Source organism: Paenibacillus sp. RU5M (assembly GCF_900221055.1).
Classification (GTDB): Bacteria; Bacillota; Bacilli; order Paenibacillales; family Paenibacillaceae; genus Paenibacillus; species Paenibacillus marchantiae.
The window spans coordinates 972469-989337 of sequence record NZ_OBQM01000002.1 but is presented as its reverse complement, the minus strand read 5'-3'; the positions used below and the strand labels follow the sequence as shown (position 1 = coordinate 989337).

Genomic DNA, 16869 nt, shown 5'->3' with positions numbered 1-16869 from the left:
GAACAGCGATTTGCGGTATTTCAACGGCCTTCCTCCTCACTATACGAATAATCCCGTATAGTATGACCTGAGGGGCATTGAAATATTTGAAGAAGCTAGGCTCCCATATTGACCAAAAAGTAAACGATCAGGAAAAATGCGAAACAAATCAGCAGGGTGGCAATCAGAGCCATGCCCCGTCTTAAACGATCCGGGATGGAGTTGCGTCCCAGAATCAGCACGATTCCTAGGGAAAAAGCAAGAATAATAAAGATGACAACATTGCTTGAGTCAAGCTGCATGGGCTAGACCCCTTTGAAGGCAGCCATCAGTTGACGCCATTCGTCCTCGCGGTTCTCAAAATCTTCTTTTGGGAAGCGACGTTCAGCCCAGTGCATCAACGCAGGACGGCTGAGGAATGTATGGCATTCTTCTCCCCATTCTTCCGAGATTTCACGAAGCACCAGATATTTGCCTTGAACTTCTACGGTCATCATATTCCACTTGTCTGTTTTGTATATTTCATGTTTTTTTATCATAGGTAGTCTCCAAACTAACGGTTTTGGTAAAATGATACCGTACCCTTGGATTCAAAGCAAATTTTTTCGACTTTTATGGAAAAGATAAATTGCAATGTAGAAGGTCATACAGTATAATAAGGGTATTCGCCATAGATGGCGATATTTTTAGGAGGTTTTTCATTTGAAAGGTACAGTTAAATGGTTTAACGCAGAAAAAGGCTATGGCTTTATTTCAGTTGAAGGCGGCGAGGACGTATTCGTACATTTCTCCGCAATCCAAGGCGACGGCTTTAAAACATTGGAAGAAGGTCAAGCGGTAGAATTCGAAATTACTGATGGAAACCGTGGTCCTCAAGCAGCTAACGTAAACAAATTGTAAGAATATTTCCGGTTAAACGGATTTCTTATAAATGATTGGCTTCTAGCTGAATATATGAACCCAAGCGCAGTCCCCCCATGGGAGGCTGTGCTTTTTTTGATATGTTTTGATATGTTGAGATCCATAAGGGAAATCCTTGTTGGATGCTTATGTGCGGCTAGTCATGCTTGACCAAAGCTTCATGGAAAATCCAACAAGTGCGGCCAGGGAAAACGCCATCGCAGTGAGATAGAAGGTGTTTCTGTTGGTATGCTCGAGCAGCAATCCTCCCAGTGTTCCGCTGAGCAGACCGGAAGCGCTGGACCACACAATGGTGAACAGGGCCATACCAGTGGCGCGATAGCCATCCGGAACAAGGCGGGTAATATAACGGACTGCAGTCACGTAGAAGATGCCAAAGGTCACGCTATGCATCGTCTGAATAGCAACGACTGCCGCGGGTGTATCTGAGATGGACATCAGAAATAAGCGAATCGTATACATCAGTGCAGCGATCGTGAGCAAAGGAAGTTCTTTGTAGCGATTGCCGTATCTGCTTAGCAGCAAAAACACTGGAATCTCACTGACCGAAGAGATCAACAGGGACCAGCCGATCAGCCCTTCACTGGCACCTAGATCTTTCAGCGTAATGGTAAGAAAGGCTTCATTCATCCGGTGACCCAGAGCGAGCAGGAAAACGCAACCGAAAAAGGTGAGGACATCCCTTCGTTTCAAGATGGACCACAGACCCGAAAGATCCATTTTAGTGCTGCTGCCCGAAGGCTGCTCTTTTAATCGAAAACCGATCAGAAGAGTAGTCGCGGCCAGGGCGATACATACCCACATCGTCCATCCCGGTCCGAAAGATCCGAGAAAATATCCAATGCTTAACGCAAAGAACGCATATCCGATCGAGCCAAATACACGAATGGAAGTGAAATTACGTCCATATTTGCTCGCGGTTGTAATCGCCATCGTATCGGAAAGTGGATAAACCGGGTAGTAGAAAAAGTAAAACAGGGCCACCAGTACAAACACCTGACCAAAGGTTGTGGCATTGGCAAGCATGACACCTGTGATCAGTTGCCCGGCAAGCAAGATGATCATCACTTTGCGTACAGTTTTGTAGCGGTCACTGGCCATACTCCAGAACATGTTGGAGAATACGGAGACGAGAGGACCGATTCCGTAGAGGTAACCGATTTCGGCCCGACTGAATCCTAGATGACTGAAGTAAAGCTGGAAATACGATACCACCAGTACAGTGGAACCGAAGATGGTGAACATAAGTGCCCGCAGCCAGTTTTGATCTGGCCGGGCGGTATGACTTGATTTCATGATGAAAGCTCCATTCTTGATTACAGTTCAAATTTATTATCCCTTGAGGGAAGATGATTTTCCGGATGAGGGTACAGACATGGTAGGTTCCTTCTGTGTACGCCGGATGACAAGCCAGACAATGACAAGCTCGGCAAGCAGTCCGAGGGATTGAGCCACTGCACCGATCATGCCGTTCCACGCAGGGAATATACTGACCAGAATGAGCAGGACGATCACCGTACATATGGCATTGGCCGTCTGGGAGCGGAACATCGTTTTGGTCTGTCCGCGCAGCAGAATCAAACCATTGCTGAAGTCGAGAAAAGGTGAAATCAGCGGAAACAGTACAAACGCACGCAGCGTCCACAAACTTTGCTGTAGCAGATTGCCCTGAACGCTCATTACATTTTCCAATACCCACGGTCCAATCGGGGTGTAAGCAATCGATATGGTCATGGCAAAAGGAACAAATCCGGTGACCAGTGCGAACTTCTTCACCAGTTTGGCATCAACAAGATAGAAATTCAGCACGATTTGGTGGATGTATGTAAAAAAGCTTAGCATCAGCTGCATCAGGCTACTCGCAACGGCAAAGGAAGAGATGGCCAAGGCTATCCCGGTCGTTTTGCCAAGTACGATATTAATAACGGGTCCGATAAACAGGGCCACGAAACTGGATAATAACAGCGGCTTGTAAAAGCGAAAGACGTCTGCCTTGTTTTCAACGGGATGATCCTCCAACTTGGCTGGCATCTTGCGTTTGATGCTGTTACCTTCAAGAAAACTGACCAAAGCCTCAATCATCATACCCGCGGCGAAAATGATAGCGCCTACACGTCCACTGTCAATGCTGTCTGTATATATGAAATACAAGGACAGGCCATACATGCCGGCAAGACGGAATAACATGCCGATTGTCAGCCATTTCGTACGGTTATTCGTAATAATGATGCCCTGATAGATGTTACGGATGACCGAAAAGATGCTGACATACATGAGAATCTCGTAGACGTCGATCACTTTGGATAACAGTTCCGGGCTTACGCCGAACAGATATTTGAATACACCTGTTCCAATGGGAGAATATACGATGAGAAATCCGATCAGAAGTACACAAGCGAGAAATATTTTGGTCACAAACGTGAGGGCCTGAAAGGAAAGGCGGTCCCGAACCAGCGCCGAACAGGTTTGACGCAGCAGGGTTGAAGGGCGCTCGGTGAGAGTTAGCAGGCTACCGGCGATAGCGTAGCTGGCAATGACCGTCTCGGGATGAGCGGAACGTGCGAGTGTGCTGTTAATGATCACGTGCGAGATGGTAACGAGAGAGGCGGATATGCCAAGCGGCACAAAAAATGCAAATAACCGTCTCCACGAAAGTGGTTCACTTGACGTCATGTCAACGACTCCTTTGATGGATGAAATATGCCTAGTATATCACAAAGACTTGGAAGCGGATGCGATTTTTTGTGCGGAATATGCGGGAGATCATTTGTACAATTAAGGGGATCATATTATAATAGGATTGGTTAAAAATCGCTCTAATACGTATTCAACCAAGTGGAGGCACATTTATTTTGAGCCAATCAAATCGAAATCGTCATCAATATCCGCGTGGACCGTTGGCATTGATGAGAGGCGTGTACAAATACACCATTCCGGAAACGCGGAAGGAATTGGATGGATGGCGTGCCCAGGCTGAGAAAATTCCGAATGAGGAATTGCGCAATCAGGCACTGGCCAGTCTCAGGGACAAGCAGTTCCACTGTGAAGGCGGGACCGTTTATGCTTTACCTGATTTGCCGAACAGGCACATTCTGATTCCACTGATCGTTTCATATCAGACTATTAGTGATTATTTGGACAATCTGTGTGATCGCAGTACATCGATGGACCCGAATGACTTTCGGCTTCTCCATCAATCAATGCTTGATGCGGTAGATCCCGAAGCAACCCCTGTCAATTATTACGCGCTCCGTGAGGAGCAGGATGATGGTGGATACCTAAGGAATCTGGTGACCTCATGTCAGGAGCTGACCCGTCAGCTGCCAGGCTATGCATCCGCCAAGCCTCAAATTCAGGATCTGGCAGGCCTATACACGGACCTGCAGGTATATAAGCACATCAAGTCGGAACTGAGAGAAACGGCATTGCTGGAATGGTGGTCGGAACATCGTCACCGCACACCTCAGTTCCGTTGGAACGAATTTGCCGCCGCTACCGGCTCTACGCTGGGCGTATTCATGCTGTTTCTGGCTGCGAGTGATGATCAGCTGACAGAAGAGCAGGCGGCTTCGATCCACACTGCCTATTTTCCTCATGTATGCGCATTGCACATTATGCTCGATTATTTAATCGATCAGGATGAAGATCGCATCGGAGGAGATCTCAACTTCTGCAATTATTATGAGAATGTGGAGACAATGCTGGACCGAATTGCTTTTATTGTGGAGATGGCCCGCAGTGATGTGCAGAAGATTCCGGGAAGTTCGTTCCACCGGATGATTATCGAAGGACTGCTTGCCATTTACCTGTCTGATCCCAAAGTCAGCGAACAACAGGAAGTTCGCGTCGTTTCCAAGCGTTTGATGAAGAATAGTCCGATGACAAGAGTATTTTTCTTTATCTTTAGCCGCTGGATTCGTAAGCATATGTAAGTCAGGCGTATTGTGGTGGGAGCCTGAAGTGAAACTAGAGGAGGAAGAAACATCATGACAGCAGTAAAGAAAATCGCAGTTTTAACGAGCGGTGGTGATTCACAAGGGATGAACGCGGCTGTTCGTGCGGTTGTTCGCAGCGGACTGTTTCACGGTCTCGAAGTGTACGGGGTTCAACGTGGATACCAGGGTCTTTTGAATAACGATATTTTCCCAATGGACTTGCGGAGTGTAGGGGATATCATCCAGCGTGGGGGAACGGTTCTGCAATCGGCACGCTGCAAGGAATTCTATACCGCTGAAGGTCAGCAAAAAGGTGCAGACATTCTGCGTGCACGCGGCATTGACGGGCTGGTTGTTATTGGTGGGGACGGTTCATACAACGGCGCCAACAAACTGAGCAAGCTGGGCATCAACACGATGGGTCTTCCGGGAACGATTGATAATGACGTTTCTTTCACCGATTACACGATCGGATTCGATACAGCAGTAAGCGTAGTAGTAGATGCAGTTAACAAATTGCGCGATACCATGTCTTCACACGAACGTTCTTCCATCGTTGAAGTAATGGGTCGTCACTGTGGCGATATCGCTTTACATGCAGGACTCGCATCGGGTGCAGAAACCATTCTTGTACCGGAAGTTCCGTTTGACATGGACGAAGTGGCAGATCGCATGAAAGCCAACTTTGCACATGGCAAACGCCACAGTATCATCATCGTTGCTGAAGGCGTGGGCAAAGGTGAGGATGTAGCAAAAGAACTGATGGAACGCTGCCCAACATATGAGCCACGTGTAACTGTTTTGGGTCACATTCAGCGTGGAGGTACGCCAACTCCGTTTGACCGTAACCTTGCCAGTCGTCTGGGAGATTTCGCTGTTCGCAGTCTGATTGCAGGTGAGACAGACAAAGGTTGCGGTATTATCAAGGGAGAACTGACCCTGACCGATATTGATAAAGTTGTTAATACGAAAAAAGACTTCGATATGGTGACTTACGAGCTTGCACAGCGTTTGTCCCAATAATCCAGTTATCATCAAAAGTTCAAAACAAAAAGAGCACAGTCCCGATTTACAGCGGGCTGTGCTCTTTTTGTTATATTTCCATTATTTATTTTCAGCCATACGAACCGAGGCTTGCTTCTGCACAAGGAACAATCTCCAGAGAAGCGCCGTTGCTCCAACGGCGAGGCCGGCAATGAGTCCAACCCAGTATCCAAAGGCACCGAGTGAAGTATACGTAGCCGTGATGTAGCCGACAGGTAGACCGATGATCCAGTACGCGACAAACGTTATGATCAATGCAGGATTCACGTCCTTGTAGCCCCGAAGTGCTCCCTGCGTTGGGGTGGCAATGGCATCAGAGATTTGAAAGAAGATGGCGTAAATTAGGAAATGCCGTGTCAAAGCAATAACCTCGTGATCATTCGAGTACAAGCCTGCAATTTGTTCCCCGAATACCAGTAATACCACAGCTGTTAACAGAGAGAGCCCAATGGCACCTCCGATACCCAGGAGACTATATTGCTTTGCGTCTCTCACACGCCCTGCACCCGCCTCATAGCCCACAAGAATTGTAAGGGCCATACATATACTCACAGGCAGCATATACAGCGTAGAAGCGAAATTCAGGGCTGCCTGGTGGGCAGCAATCGTAATGGTGTCGAACCGGCTCATTAATAATGTGACTGCTGCAAAGATGGAAGTTTCAAAAAAAGTAGCGAAACCGATGGGAACGCCGATCTTGAGCAGCTCTTTCCATTTGGTCAATGAAATTTTGGGCATTTTCCGAAAGATACCATATTGGGCAAATGGCTCAATCCGGTGTACGAAAAAGAGGCTGAGGAGAAAAATGAGCCAGTATGTACTTGCTGTAGCCACACCTGCTCCAACACCTCCCAGTTGTGGGAAGCCCCAACGTCCGAAGATAAGTAAATAGTTCAGGAAGATGTTTACTGGCAGCGAAACCAGCGTAATCATCATGGTGATCCGTGTCTGTCCCAGTGCATCCATAAAACTCCGCAGCACAGTGTAGCCGAAAAGGGGGATGACCCCAAAAGCCAAAGCACACAGGAAATAGAAGGCGACTTGGGCAACTCGGGGCTCCAAAGGCATTCCGTTTAGAATCGGACTGAGCAGCAATGTGCCTGCTGCAAGAACGACGATTCCGACCGCCACACCGAGATATAAGGCTTGAATGACGCTATGACCAATCTTGTCATTACGCTTCGAACCGAGCAGGTGGGAAACGACAGGTGTAATGCCAATCAGAATTCCACTTAGTCCTGTCTGCACCGGCAACCACAGACTTGTGCCAATGGCGACACCCGCGAGATCAGCAGGGGAGAACTTGCCTGACATATTGGTATCGAAAAACGACATGGCAGAGAGGGCAATTTGTGTGGTGAAGATGGGTAGAAATATAATCAGGAATTGCTTTACTTTTTGAGAAAAGCTGGTGGTGGTCATGTTCACTGGCAGTGCCTCACTATTCTTAAGAGTTATCACTAAACTGTCATGTACGGACAGCTATTTATTGTAGTGGATTTTGCCCGATTTGAATAGGGAGGGGGAACGTGGTTATGTGGAAGGTAAGGTTGAGAGCATAGTAAAAAACCTCGCTCCAGAGAATATGGAACGAGGTTATTGGAGTAAAGTGAACAAAAAAAGAGTGCATTATTTATAGTTTACATCTGGTGTATATCGATTGGAGGCATTCCAGAGCAGGTACTCATCCACATCCATGTCTTTCATCGCGCGAATTTGGTCCTCTACCTGTTTTTTGCCGTATTTGATGTAATGTCCACTGCCTAACCAGCTTGCTGTAAAGTCCTGAATCCATGGGCGGATAACGGGTTTCAGTTCCTTGGTTGGATCCAGTTTCTTATGTGTATCTTTCATGGAGCCTTTGATGGTTGTATAGGGATCTTTGTCAGGGTCCTTCACACCGTACCAGCCGGTGGAGTAATGACTCGGGTAAACCATCGGTGAGATGACATCCACGTTTTCAGATATCTTCACAAAATCCTGTCCAATACCCTCGGCTGCTGGAACAGAGGCGGCGTAACCGAATATATCAACCGAGACTCGAACACCCAGCGGTGCGAGCTCCTTGCGTGCATACTGCACGAATTCGGCTACAATGTCGACCCGGGACTTGTCAGACTTGGTGTATTTCAATGCGTCTGCACGCGTTTCAAAACCTTCCGGAAAACGAACATAGTCGAACTGGATTTCCTTAAATCCCAATTTAGCAGCTTCCTTGGCAATCTCTATATTGTAATCCCATACTTCCTTGCTGTAGGGATTCACGAAGCTGTCGCCTTTACCATTGGCCCATACAGAACCGTCCTTATTGCGGAAAGAGAGCTCCGGATTTTTCTTGGCGAGAATCGTATCCTTGAAAACTACCACTCGTGCGATCGGGTAAACATCGTGTTTTTGCAGACGTTTCATCAAGGCATCAATATCACGGATAAAAGGCTGAGATTTGCCCATTTCCTGTAACGTCTTGTTCTCCGTAGGGTAAGTTATGTATCCGAGATCGTCCTTGATATCAATGACCATGGAATTGAGCTCTGTGTTATCCATCAGATCGAGTAATGATGTCATCCGTGCACCACCGGCGCTGTAAGCCGTCACATAGATGCCTTTGACAACGGGTGCATCGGGTTGTGGGTCAATTTTGGCAGGTGGGTTATCCGCATCAATAACGACTTGATCTTTTTGAGATTGAATGATGGCGGTGTTGAAACTGTTTGTTAATGATTGAAAGGGTTGATTCCCTTGATCAGCTGTAGCTGGTGTACCACTGAAGGTTCCCCAGGCCATAGCCAGTAAAGCCCAAAACATGTTCATTCATTTCCACTCCCCTATGTGCATTCCATGTTTGAATTATACAATAAAGCCTCTGGGCTTTTAACCATATTATTCAAGTGATGAAACACATGGGGAAAATGAAAACCGCTTCCTGTTGAGGGGTAACCCCCACAAGAAGCGGCGTGATCAATCTAAAAAAATTATTGAATGTAGATCTCATTTTGATGCTCACAAATACTGTACTGAATGATTTCCATTGCGTCTCCCTGTTCCAGGATGCCCAGCCCATCCCGGAGAACAATCAGTGAGTCGAGCTCATTCGGTTTTAAGAAAGGGAGCATTTCCGGGCACCATTTGTTGACGATTTCAAACAGTTTTACCGTTTCCATATCCACAATAATCACCCTTCCCTACTCGAATTCCAAAATGGTAAGTCATTCGGCGCGATTCGGAAAAGCACATGGTTCTGTGAAATTGAAGGGCACATTCTGCTATACAACATATTTAGGAGCCGTACACCGTTATTATACCACAATGTTTAGAATTGTTAACCGTACATCTGTCTCAACTTCGGCGGAAAGAGCCCATAACTCCAACCGTTTCCACAATATTAACAAAGGCGTTCGGATCCGTTTCCTTGATAATTCGTTTGATTTCAACGAGTTCGTAGCGAGTAGTCACTGTCATTAACATGTCCTTTTCGATGTCTGTATATGCTCCCTGGGTTTTGATTTTGGTGACCCCACGAGGGCGAACAAGCAATTTTTTCAACATCGCTTCGGTTTCATTGGTAATAATGTACAATGTGACTTTGACATGGCTGATATGAATCAGATCCAGCACTTTACCGGTGATATAGATCGATACCATGGAGGCAAGCGCGATGTTCCAGTCATCATTCAGATATCCTGCCAGCATAATAATGGCTCCGTTCATGCCAGCCATTACCGTACCAATCGGGAAATCACGATTACGGGTGAAAATGGAACCAACAATGTCCAGCCCGCCCGTCGAGCCGCCGACTCGGAAAGAAACTCCGGTACCCAGTCCCACTAACACGCCGCCAAATACACAGCTCAGAAGGGGGTCTGTTGCCACAGCAAAAACAGGCAGAAGCGCGATGAACCATGAAGTGGCTGCTACCGAAACAATACTTAATGTAATGAAGCGTCGTCCAAGAATAAACCAACCTGCAATGAGCAGAGGGATGTTCAGAACAAAATACATTATACTAAGATTCAAATTCGTAAAATAGCCGAGAAGCATGGAAATACCGGATACCCCGCCGCTAAGAAGCTTATGGGGAACCAAAAACCAGTTGAAGCCGCAGGCAATAGCTGCAGCACCCAATACGATCACTAAAAAGTGCCAAATCATTTTGGGCAATTTAATCACCTCATTTATATTTAAAGCCAGATTGCTGGTAATCTTGAATTGTTTTGTGATATAATAATTTGTGGATATTCTTGAGTAGGAAACTTTTCCTAAATGGAGCAATAAAATTTTGAAATGTTTCAAACACATGTATGTAGTTTTAGTCTTATGTTTGGGACCCATTCATGGAATTATATTCGTTCGTGAAAATAATTTGGCTTGATGGGATACCCTATAAATATTAACGCTACTTAAGAATACAGACAACAAAGTGGATTGTCCACCATGTCCACCATATAAAAGGAGCATGAATAATTTTGACAAATTTAAATTTCACAGATTTCAATCTTGAACCACTGGTGCTGCAAGCCATCACTGAGCTCGGGTTTGAAGAAGCAACACCGATCCAATCCAAAGCGATTCCTTTGGCACTCGAAGGCAGAGATTTGATTGGTCAAGCACAAACAGGTACGGGTAAAACAGCTGCATTCGGTATTCCGTTGATCAGCAAAATCACTAAAAGTGACGAGAAAATCCGCGCCCTCATTATGGCACCTACACGTGAACTTGCAATCCAAGTTGCTGAAGAAATCGAAAAACTCACTCGCTTCAAAGGTCTGCGCTCCCTGCCAATCTACGGCGGACAAGATATCGTTCGTCAGATTCGTGCATTGAAAAGAAAACCACAGATTATTATTGGTACACCTGGACGTCTCCTTGACCACATCAACCGCAAAACAATCAAACTTGATGATGTACAAACTGTTGTATTGGATGAAGCAGATGAAATGCTCGACATGGGTTTCATGGAAGATATTCAATCCATCCTGAAACAAGTTCCAGACGAGCGCCAAACAATGCTGTTCTCAGCAACAATGCCTCCTAACATTCAAAAATTGGCACAACAATTCTTGAACAATCCTGAGCACATTTCTGTGATCCCGAAACATGTTAGTGCACCATTGATTGACCAATCCTATATCGAAGTACCTGAGCGTCAAAAATTCGAAGCACTTAGCCGTTTGTTGGATATGGAATCTCCTGAGCTGGCGATCGTATTCGGACGTACAAAACGTCGTGTTGACGAATTGGCTGAAGCTTTGCAAAAACGTGGATATTCTGCAGACGGTCTTCATGGTGACTTGTCCCAGAATCAACGTGATGCGGTAATGCGTAAGTTCCGTGACGGCAGCATTGACGTTCTCGTTGCAACAGACGTGGCTGCACGTGGTCTCGATGTATCCGGCGTAACTCACGTTGTGAACTTTGACCTTCCGCAAGATCCGGAGAGCTATGTTCACCGTATCGGCCGTACAGGTCGTGCGGGTAAAGAGGGTGCTGCATGGTCTTTCGTTACTCCGCGTGAGATCGACCACCTGCACTTTATCGAGCGTGTAACACGTCACCGTATTCCGCGCAAACCACTGCCAACAATGGCTGAGGCTGTAGAAGGAAAACAACGTTTGACAGCTGAGCGTTTGCTCGAAATCGTACAATCTGGCGAACTGAACGAATACAAAGGTATCGCGATTCAAATGCTTGAGCAATATGATTCTGTTCAACTGTTGTCAGCTGCTCTGAAGCTCCTGACAGGTGACAAAAAAGATGCTCAAGTTGATCTGACTCCTGAAGATCCGATCCGTGCAAAACGTCGTAAACCGGATGTTCGCTCTGGCGGACGCAAACCATCTGGTTACAGCGGCAACCGCAGCAGCAGTGGTGGTGGCGGTAGTTACAACCGTGATCGCAACAGCAGTGGCGGCGGACGTGGTGGATACAACCGCGATCGTAACAGCAGTGGAACTGGAAGTGGAAGTGGAAGCAGAGAAGGTGGTTACAACCGTGACCGCAAACCGCGTCCAAGCAACAACGAAGGACGTCGTCCTGCCAAAGATTCTTCTTTCGAATAATATACAAGTGTGAACTGGAAAATGGGGCAGGGCGACTGCTCCATTTTTTTATGTGCAGATTATGCCAAACCAGTGAGCCGTCGATCTCTTTTCGGGAAGGGCTGGCTTTTCCTATCTATAATAAGGTATATTAATATTATTAGAATTAAGGCTAGACGCAAGGCTGCGGAGGAGGAGAATTGTTTGGAATTTAAAGGAGCTATGGGTGGGATCTACCGACTTACAGAGTGGATTACGAGACTGGCCGCAACCAATCTGTTGTGGGCTATTTGTTCGTCTCCGTTCTTGTTTTTCTTGTTTATGAAACTGCTCGTGATGCAGCAGAACCTGGCTAACGAATCACTACAAATGAACTGGGCTATAGCCATTGTGGCACCGCTTACACTATTCCCGGCAACGTCGGCGCTGTTTACGGTTGTTCGTAAATGGAATATGGGTGATACGGACGTGCCGATCTTCCGTACTTTCTTTGTAGGTTACAAAGAGAACTACAAGCAGAGTTTAATCGGAGGCATCTTCTATACGTTGCTGTTTGCCATCATGTATCTGGATTACACAGTATACATGACACAATTCAAGAATATGCAGCTGGTCGGAATTATTATGCTCGTACTGTTGCTGCTGCTGTTTGTTTCTCTCTTTAACTTCTTCTCGATGGTTGTGCATTACCACATGTCCATCGGATTGATTATCAAAAATGCGGTTCTATTGACGCTGATTAGACCATTCCGTGTATTTTCCACGTTGTTGGGAAGTGGATTGTTGTTCTATATCGGTTTTCGTTATCCGGTCTTGTTCATCTTCTTCATTATTAGTATTGTTGCCTGGTTTGCTTTCTTCAACTTCTACGCAACGTTTAATAAGATGCAGGAGCAGATGGAGAAGATGCAGCTGAAGAAAGAAGAAGAGGAAGCTGCACAAGCCGCTGAACAGGCAGGGGAGTCAGTTGGGACGATAGAGACGGCTGAACCATCTGAGCTTAAATCATCTGACGAAAAACACGATAATCTCCAAAAATAAAACATGAGCTGTCACCATTTACTTTTTACACAGTTAGGGATATAATAATTGTACATCCTGCGATGTACGTTTCGGTTATTCGTTGTTTTGAACCAATGATGATGTCTTCGGGAGATCAATACAGAATGTTGCTGAAACGCCCTGTCTATATGACATGGGGACTTCAAAAAACATTTTTGCGGCCACCCACCTGCCAAGCAGGTTCATAAGACAATGTAGCCGGACGGCATAGGCGGGTTTCTATTTTATCATGTACAGCACCCTGACTCTTTCCTCTAATCCAGGAATTTCAGGGTGCTTTTTATTTGAGTTTATTTTGTTGAATGGGCTGTATTTTGTTAAAAGTGTCGCTTGCCCTTTTGTTACTACATGAACAATGTTACACTAGTATACATAAATGGAACGGTTACATTCAAAGGAGGAAGGGTCTTGACCTTAAAGAGAACGCTCGTCGGTATCATCCGCAGCATGGAGGGAACCAGCGATCGAGCCAAGGATCCCAAATTAAAAACACGGTATTATAACTTATCCAAAGACAGAGCCTGGGAAGAGGTTTCTTCGACACTCAAAAAAATTCCGGGTTATAAAGTGCTGCATGAAGTGCCTTCTGTAGGAGAGGTCATACTGGAGAAGCGGACTACCTTTGGACGGACGATGGATATTACGGTTTCCATTATATCGGTAAGTCCTGTACGCAGTGCGGTCGATATGTATTCGGCTTCACGTGGTTCACTTGGAGATCTGGGTTCTAATTATCGCACGATCATGAACTTGTTCTCCGTATTGGATAAGAAGCTAAGTAAGTATAAGTCAAATGATTGAAATAGATGGGTGAATAACAAAAAGCGAGAGAAGGTTAACCTTCCTCGCTTTTGTTCTGAACGTGAACTACCTTTTACAGCAAGGCTTTTACAGCGGAAATCGCTTGCTCGAAGTTAGGGGAGTCTGTCATTTCAGGCAGATATTCCACATATGTAATTCGGTCTTCAGCATCCAGCACGAAGATGGAGCGCATGTCCAATTGGAATTCTTTGATCAGAACACCGTAGTCTTCACCGAATGAACGTGTTTTGTAATCAGACAGTGTTACGACGCGATCAACTCCGGCTGCTCCACACCAGCGTGCTTGTGCAAATGGGAGGTCAACGCTTACTGTCAATACGACAACATTGTCTCCAAGATCTCCTGCTTCAACGTTGAAGCGACGGGTTTGGGCATCGCATACGCCAGTATCCAGTGAAGGAACAACGCTGATTAATTTGATTTTACCTGCGAAGTCTTTCAAGGATGCATCTTCAACCAGGTTTTTACTCAGTGTAAAATCGGGTGCTTGATCGCCCACTTTCAATTCGGGTCCGATCAATGTAATAGGGTTGCCTTTAAAGGTGGCTGCGCCTGTACGTTCTTGTGCCATAATAATGTTCCTCCTTATAAGTTGGTGATCCGTGCCAAAATCCATTATAATCTTTTATGAAAGGCATTGTCCAATTCGGACGAAGGATCATTAGAATGGGTCAGACTTACAGGCCGATCTGAACAGGGTGGAGTGAAAGCAGAAACTTATGATATTTATAAGGTATGAGAACTGGAAAAGTTATTTGAAATTTTTTCCTTTGACGTCGATTCTTTTAATTGCCAATGTTGTTATGTTTATTGTATTGAGTTTGAACGGTGGTTCCACAAACAGTATGACGCTGCTTAAGTTTGGAGCGCTTGTTAACCACGAGTTATTTGCAGCAGATTGGTGGCGTTACATTACGTCCATGTTCTTGCATGCTGGTTTCAGTCATTTGTTGTTTAACAGCTTTGCTCTCATCGTATTTGCACCACCAATGGAACGGCTGCTTGGGTCGGTAAGATATGGTGTGTTGTACTTGGGTGGAGGCATTCTGGGCAACATTCTGGCTGTTGCGTGGTATAACTCGGTTGGAGCGACGACAATCTCGGTGGGTGCTTCAGGAGCAATCTATGCAATCTATGGTGCGTTTCTGTATGTAGCTTTGTTCCAGCGGACAATGATGGACGAGACCTCACGTAAAACGTTGTATACACTGCTTGTATTCGGAATTATTTTTTCCTTTGCCATGACAGGCATTAACTGGATGGCGCATTTGGGTGGGTTGTTAGGTGGATTCTTCATTTATGGACTTCTCATCCGCTTGTGGAAACCCCGCAGCTTTAAGCAGTAGTCGGATTGATCTGAAGACGGAATGCAATCAAGGATAAGTAGGGTATAGCAGATTGGAGAGATCAGTGGCAGTGGAATTAAGACAGTTGCATTACTTTTTGAAAGTGGCACAGAAGGAGCATGTTACGCAGGCGGCGGAGGAATTGCACGTAGCGCAGTCTGCGGTGAGTCGTCAGATTCATCAGCTAGAGGAAGAACTGGGAGTAGACCTCTTTATGCAAAAAGGGCGAAATCTGCAGTTGACCGCCGTTGGGCAGCTCTTTTGCAAACGGGTTGAAGGTATATTGAAAGATCTGGACAAAGCGGTCGGGGAGGTTCATGAGTTTCTCGACCCGGAGCATGGTGAAATTCGTATCGGTTTTCCTCATAGTCTCGGTATTCACTTGATTCCTTCGGTTGTAGCAGCGTTCCGTCAGCGTTATCCTAACGTCAAATTCAGATTCAAGCAAGGCATGTTCCCAACGCTCATTCGTGATGTGTTATCGGCTGAAGTGGACTTGGCATTTATATCTCCATTTCCGGAAAAGCACGACCAGGTAGATGGTGACATTGTGCTTACGGAAGAACTGCATGCAATCCTTCCGCCCAATCATCCATTGGCTGGTGAAGAGAGCATTGCGTTAGAGCAACTTAAAGATGATAAGTTTGTATTATTTAGTAAAGGGTATTCTCTGCGTCCGATTGTTTGGCACGCATGTCTTGAAGCAGGGTTTACGCCCAAGATTGCTTTTGAGGGTGAAGAGACGGATACCATTCGTGGGCTGGTTGCCGCTGGTATGGGAGTTAGTTTACTGCCAGAAATGGCGCTTTTCCAGACGAATCCGCTGCAACCGGCACATGTAGCCATTTCTCATCCCAAAGTCACGCGTACGATTGGGTTGATCCATCGAGCGGATGACAAGCTTCCGCTTGTTGCGCAGTCATTTCGTTCATTCTTGCTTAATTATTTCGGTTTACAGCAAAACAATACCCCATCCGATTAACGGTGGGGTATTGTTTTTTTGTTTTTGTATTGAATTAGTCGCGGCTATTGAAAATTCCGATGTAACGAACCAGTTCCAGCAATGAGATTAACGCTGCAGCGACGTAAGTTAATGCTGCGGCATTCAATACTTTGGCGACGCCTCTTTCTTCTTCGTTCCGGATATAACCTTCCGATACCATAATCTCTCTTGCGCGATTACTAGCATTAAACTCGACCGGCAACGTAATGAGTTGGAACGCAACGGTTACGGAGAAGAAAATAATACCAATACCGACAAGGTTCATTGCATTAAAGATGAATCCGGCAATGAGCAAGAAGGGCGCAAGTCCGGATGCAAAGTTGACGATCGGGAAAATCCGGTGACGTAGTGCCAACATCGGATAACTTTCCTTGTGCTGGATCGCATGGCCAACTTCGTGACACGCAACGGAGACAGCCGAGATTGAATTTTCATAATATACAGGCTCAGACAACCTCACGACACGATTGATTGGATCGTAGTGATCGGAGAGTGCTCCACGCACGGGTTCAATAGGAACGTCGTGTAGGCCATTGGAATCAAGCATGTGACGGGCAGCATCGTAACCGGTCATTCCATTCAGGTTTTTAACATTAGACCAACGATTGAATGTACTCTTAACGCGAAATTGCGCCCATAAGGAGAGCAAAAAGGCGATAATGATCAAAACGAACATACCGTTATTAAAACTCATATTCATTCCTCCGCTTTCTAAATAATAA

Annotated in this window: 18 protein-coding genes and 1 other RNA gene; 9 read left to right on the top strand and 10 right to left on the bottom strand. The window is 45.9% G+C overall.

What is annotated here, in order from left to right; genetic code table 11:
* Positions 1–95: 95 nt before the first annotated feature.
* Together CRO25_RS10310 and CRO25_RS10305 are read right to left on the bottom strand one after the other, a co-directional pair.
* Positions 96–281: a hypothetical protein gene (locus CRO25_RS10310; protein WP_024629224.1), complete on the bottom strand. Its 186-nt coding sequence runs from the start codon at positions 279–281 to the stop codon at positions 96–98.
* 3 nt (positions 282–284) lie between these two features.
* Positions 285–518 carry a hypothetical protein gene (locus tag CRO25_RS10305; RefSeq protein WP_024629225.1) on the bottom strand — a complete coding sequence of 78 codons (234 nt, stop codon included), beginning with the start codon at positions 516–518 and terminating at the stop codon, positions 285–287.
* 163 nt (positions 519–681) lie between these two features.
* On the opposite strand from CRO25_RS10305, the gene CRO25_RS10300 reads away from it, so the two are divergent.
* Positions 682–879 (top strand): cold shock domain-containing protein, encoded by a 198-nt coding sequence (locus CRO25_RS10300; protein WP_017689394.1) that lies wholly within the window; start codon positions 682–684, stop codon positions 877–879.
* A 147-nt stretch (positions 880–1026) separates the two neighbouring features.
* Here CRO25_RS10300 and CRO25_RS10295 read toward each other — a convergent pair whose 3' ends face one another.
* Together CRO25_RS10295 and CRO25_RS10290 are read right to left on the bottom strand one after the other, a co-directional pair.
* Positions 1027–2196 (bottom strand): MFS transporter, encoded by a 1170-nt coding sequence (locus CRO25_RS10295; RefSeq protein ID WP_063564874.1) that lies wholly within the window; start codon positions 2194–2196, stop codon positions 1027–1029.
* A gap of 36 nt (positions 2197–2232) precedes the next feature.
* Entirely contained in the window at positions 2233–3573 is a 1341-nt protein-coding gene (locus tag CRO25_RS10290) for a multi antimicrobial extrusion protein MatE (protein WP_079694853.1), read from the bottom strand.
* A 179-nt stretch (positions 3574–3752) separates the two neighbouring features.
* On the opposite strand from CRO25_RS10290, the gene CRO25_RS10285 reads away from it, so the two are divergent.
* Together CRO25_RS10285 and pfkA are read left to right on the top strand one after the other, a co-directional pair.
* The gene (locus CRO25_RS10285; protein WP_179132126.1) at positions 3753–4832 is read left to right on the top strand and encodes a tetraprenyl-beta-curcumene synthase family protein; all 1080 of its coding nucleotides are present in this window, start codon (positions 3753–3755) and stop codon (positions 4830–4832) included.
* A gap of 54 nt (positions 4833–4886) precedes the next feature.
* Entirely contained in the window at positions 4887–5858 is a 972-nt protein-coding gene (gene pfkA, locus CRO25_RS10280; RefSeq protein ID WP_053783630.1) for a 6-phosphofructokinase, read from the top strand.
* Positions 5859–5939: 81 nt separating this feature from the next.
* Here pfkA and CRO25_RS10275 read toward each other — a convergent pair whose 3' ends face one another.
* The 4 genes from CRO25_RS10275 to CRO25_RS10260 all read right to left on the bottom strand — a co-directional run bounded on the left by CRO25_RS10275 (position 5940) and on the right by CRO25_RS10260 (position 10028).
* Complete coding sequence (locus CRO25_RS10275) at positions 5940–7301, bottom strand: MATE family efflux transporter (RefSeq protein ID WP_079694943.1); 1362 nt, start codon at positions 7299–7301, stop codon at positions 5940–5942.
* Positions 7302–7508: 207 nt separating this feature from the next.
* Positions 7509–8690: a putative glycoside hydrolase gene (locus CRO25_RS10270; RefSeq protein ID WP_079694852.1), complete on the bottom strand. Its 1182-nt coding sequence runs from the start codon at positions 8688–8690 to the stop codon at positions 7509–7511.
* Positions 8691–8851: 161 nt separating this feature from the next.
* The gene (locus CRO25_RS10265; RefSeq protein WP_170867818.1) at positions 8852–9040 is read right to left on the bottom strand and encodes a hypothetical protein; all 189 of its coding nucleotides are present in this window, start codon (positions 9038–9040) and stop codon (positions 8852–8854) included.
* 175 nt (positions 9041–9215) lie between these two features.
* On the bottom strand, positions 9216–10028 hold the full coding sequence (locus CRO25_RS10260) for a YitT family protein (RefSeq protein WP_372828766.1): 813 nt from the start codon (positions 10026–10028) through the stop codon (positions 9216–9218).
* 314 nt (positions 10029–10342) lie between these two features.
* Between CRO25_RS10260 and CRO25_RS10255 the strand changes: the two genes are divergently transcribed.
* The 4 genes from CRO25_RS10255 to CRO25_RS10240 all read left to right on the top strand — a co-directional run bounded on the left by CRO25_RS10255 (position 10343) and on the right by CRO25_RS10240 (position 13777).
* Entirely contained in the window at positions 10343–11935 is a 1593-nt protein-coding gene (locus CRO25_RS10255; protein ID WP_063564799.1) for a DEAD/DEAH box helicase, read from the top strand.
* A 183-nt stretch (positions 11936–12118) separates the two neighbouring features.
* On the top strand, positions 12119–12955 hold the full coding sequence (locus CRO25_RS10250; RefSeq protein ID WP_079694850.1) for a YesL family protein: 837 nt from the start codon (positions 12119–12121) through the stop codon (positions 12953–12955).
* Between the two features lie 51 nt (positions 12956–13006).
* Positions 13007–13198, top strand: a non-coding RNA gene (gene ssrS, locus CRO25_RS10245) — 6S RNA.
* Positions 13199–13384: 186 nt separating this feature from the next.
* A complete protein-coding gene (locus CRO25_RS10240; protein WP_024629239.1) occupies positions 13385–13777 on the top strand; it encodes a DUF1499 domain-containing protein in 393 nt (130 codons plus the stop codon).
* Between the two features lie 73 nt (positions 13778–13850).
* On the opposite strand, the gene tpx is transcribed toward CRO25_RS10240, so the two are convergent.
* Positions 13851–14369 carry a thiol peroxidase gene (tpx, locus tag CRO25_RS10235; protein WP_063564797.1) on the bottom strand — a complete coding sequence of 173 codons (519 nt, stop codon included), beginning with the start codon at positions 14367–14369 and terminating at the stop codon, positions 13851–13853.
* Positions 14370–14517: 148 nt separating this feature from the next.
* Between tpx and CRO25_RS10230 the strand changes: the two genes are divergently transcribed.
* Both CRO25_RS10230 and CRO25_RS10225 read left to right on the top strand, forming a co-directional pair.
* Entirely contained in the window at positions 14518–15144 is a 627-nt protein-coding gene (locus tag CRO25_RS10230; RefSeq protein ID WP_063564796.1) for a rhomboid family intramembrane serine protease, read from the top strand.
* 70 nt (positions 15145–15214) lie between these two features.
* On the top strand, positions 15215–16126 hold the full coding sequence (locus CRO25_RS10225) for a LysR family transcriptional regulator (protein WP_024629242.1): 912 nt from the start codon (positions 15215–15217) through the stop codon (positions 16124–16126).
* Positions 16127–16160: 34 nt separating this feature from the next.
* Here CRO25_RS10225 and CRO25_RS10220 read toward each other — a convergent pair whose 3' ends face one another.
* Entirely contained in the window at positions 16161–16841 is a 681-nt protein-coding gene (locus CRO25_RS10220) for a zinc metallopeptidase (RefSeq protein ID WP_063564795.1), read from the bottom strand.
* Between the last annotated feature and the right edge of the window lie 28 nt (positions 16842–16869).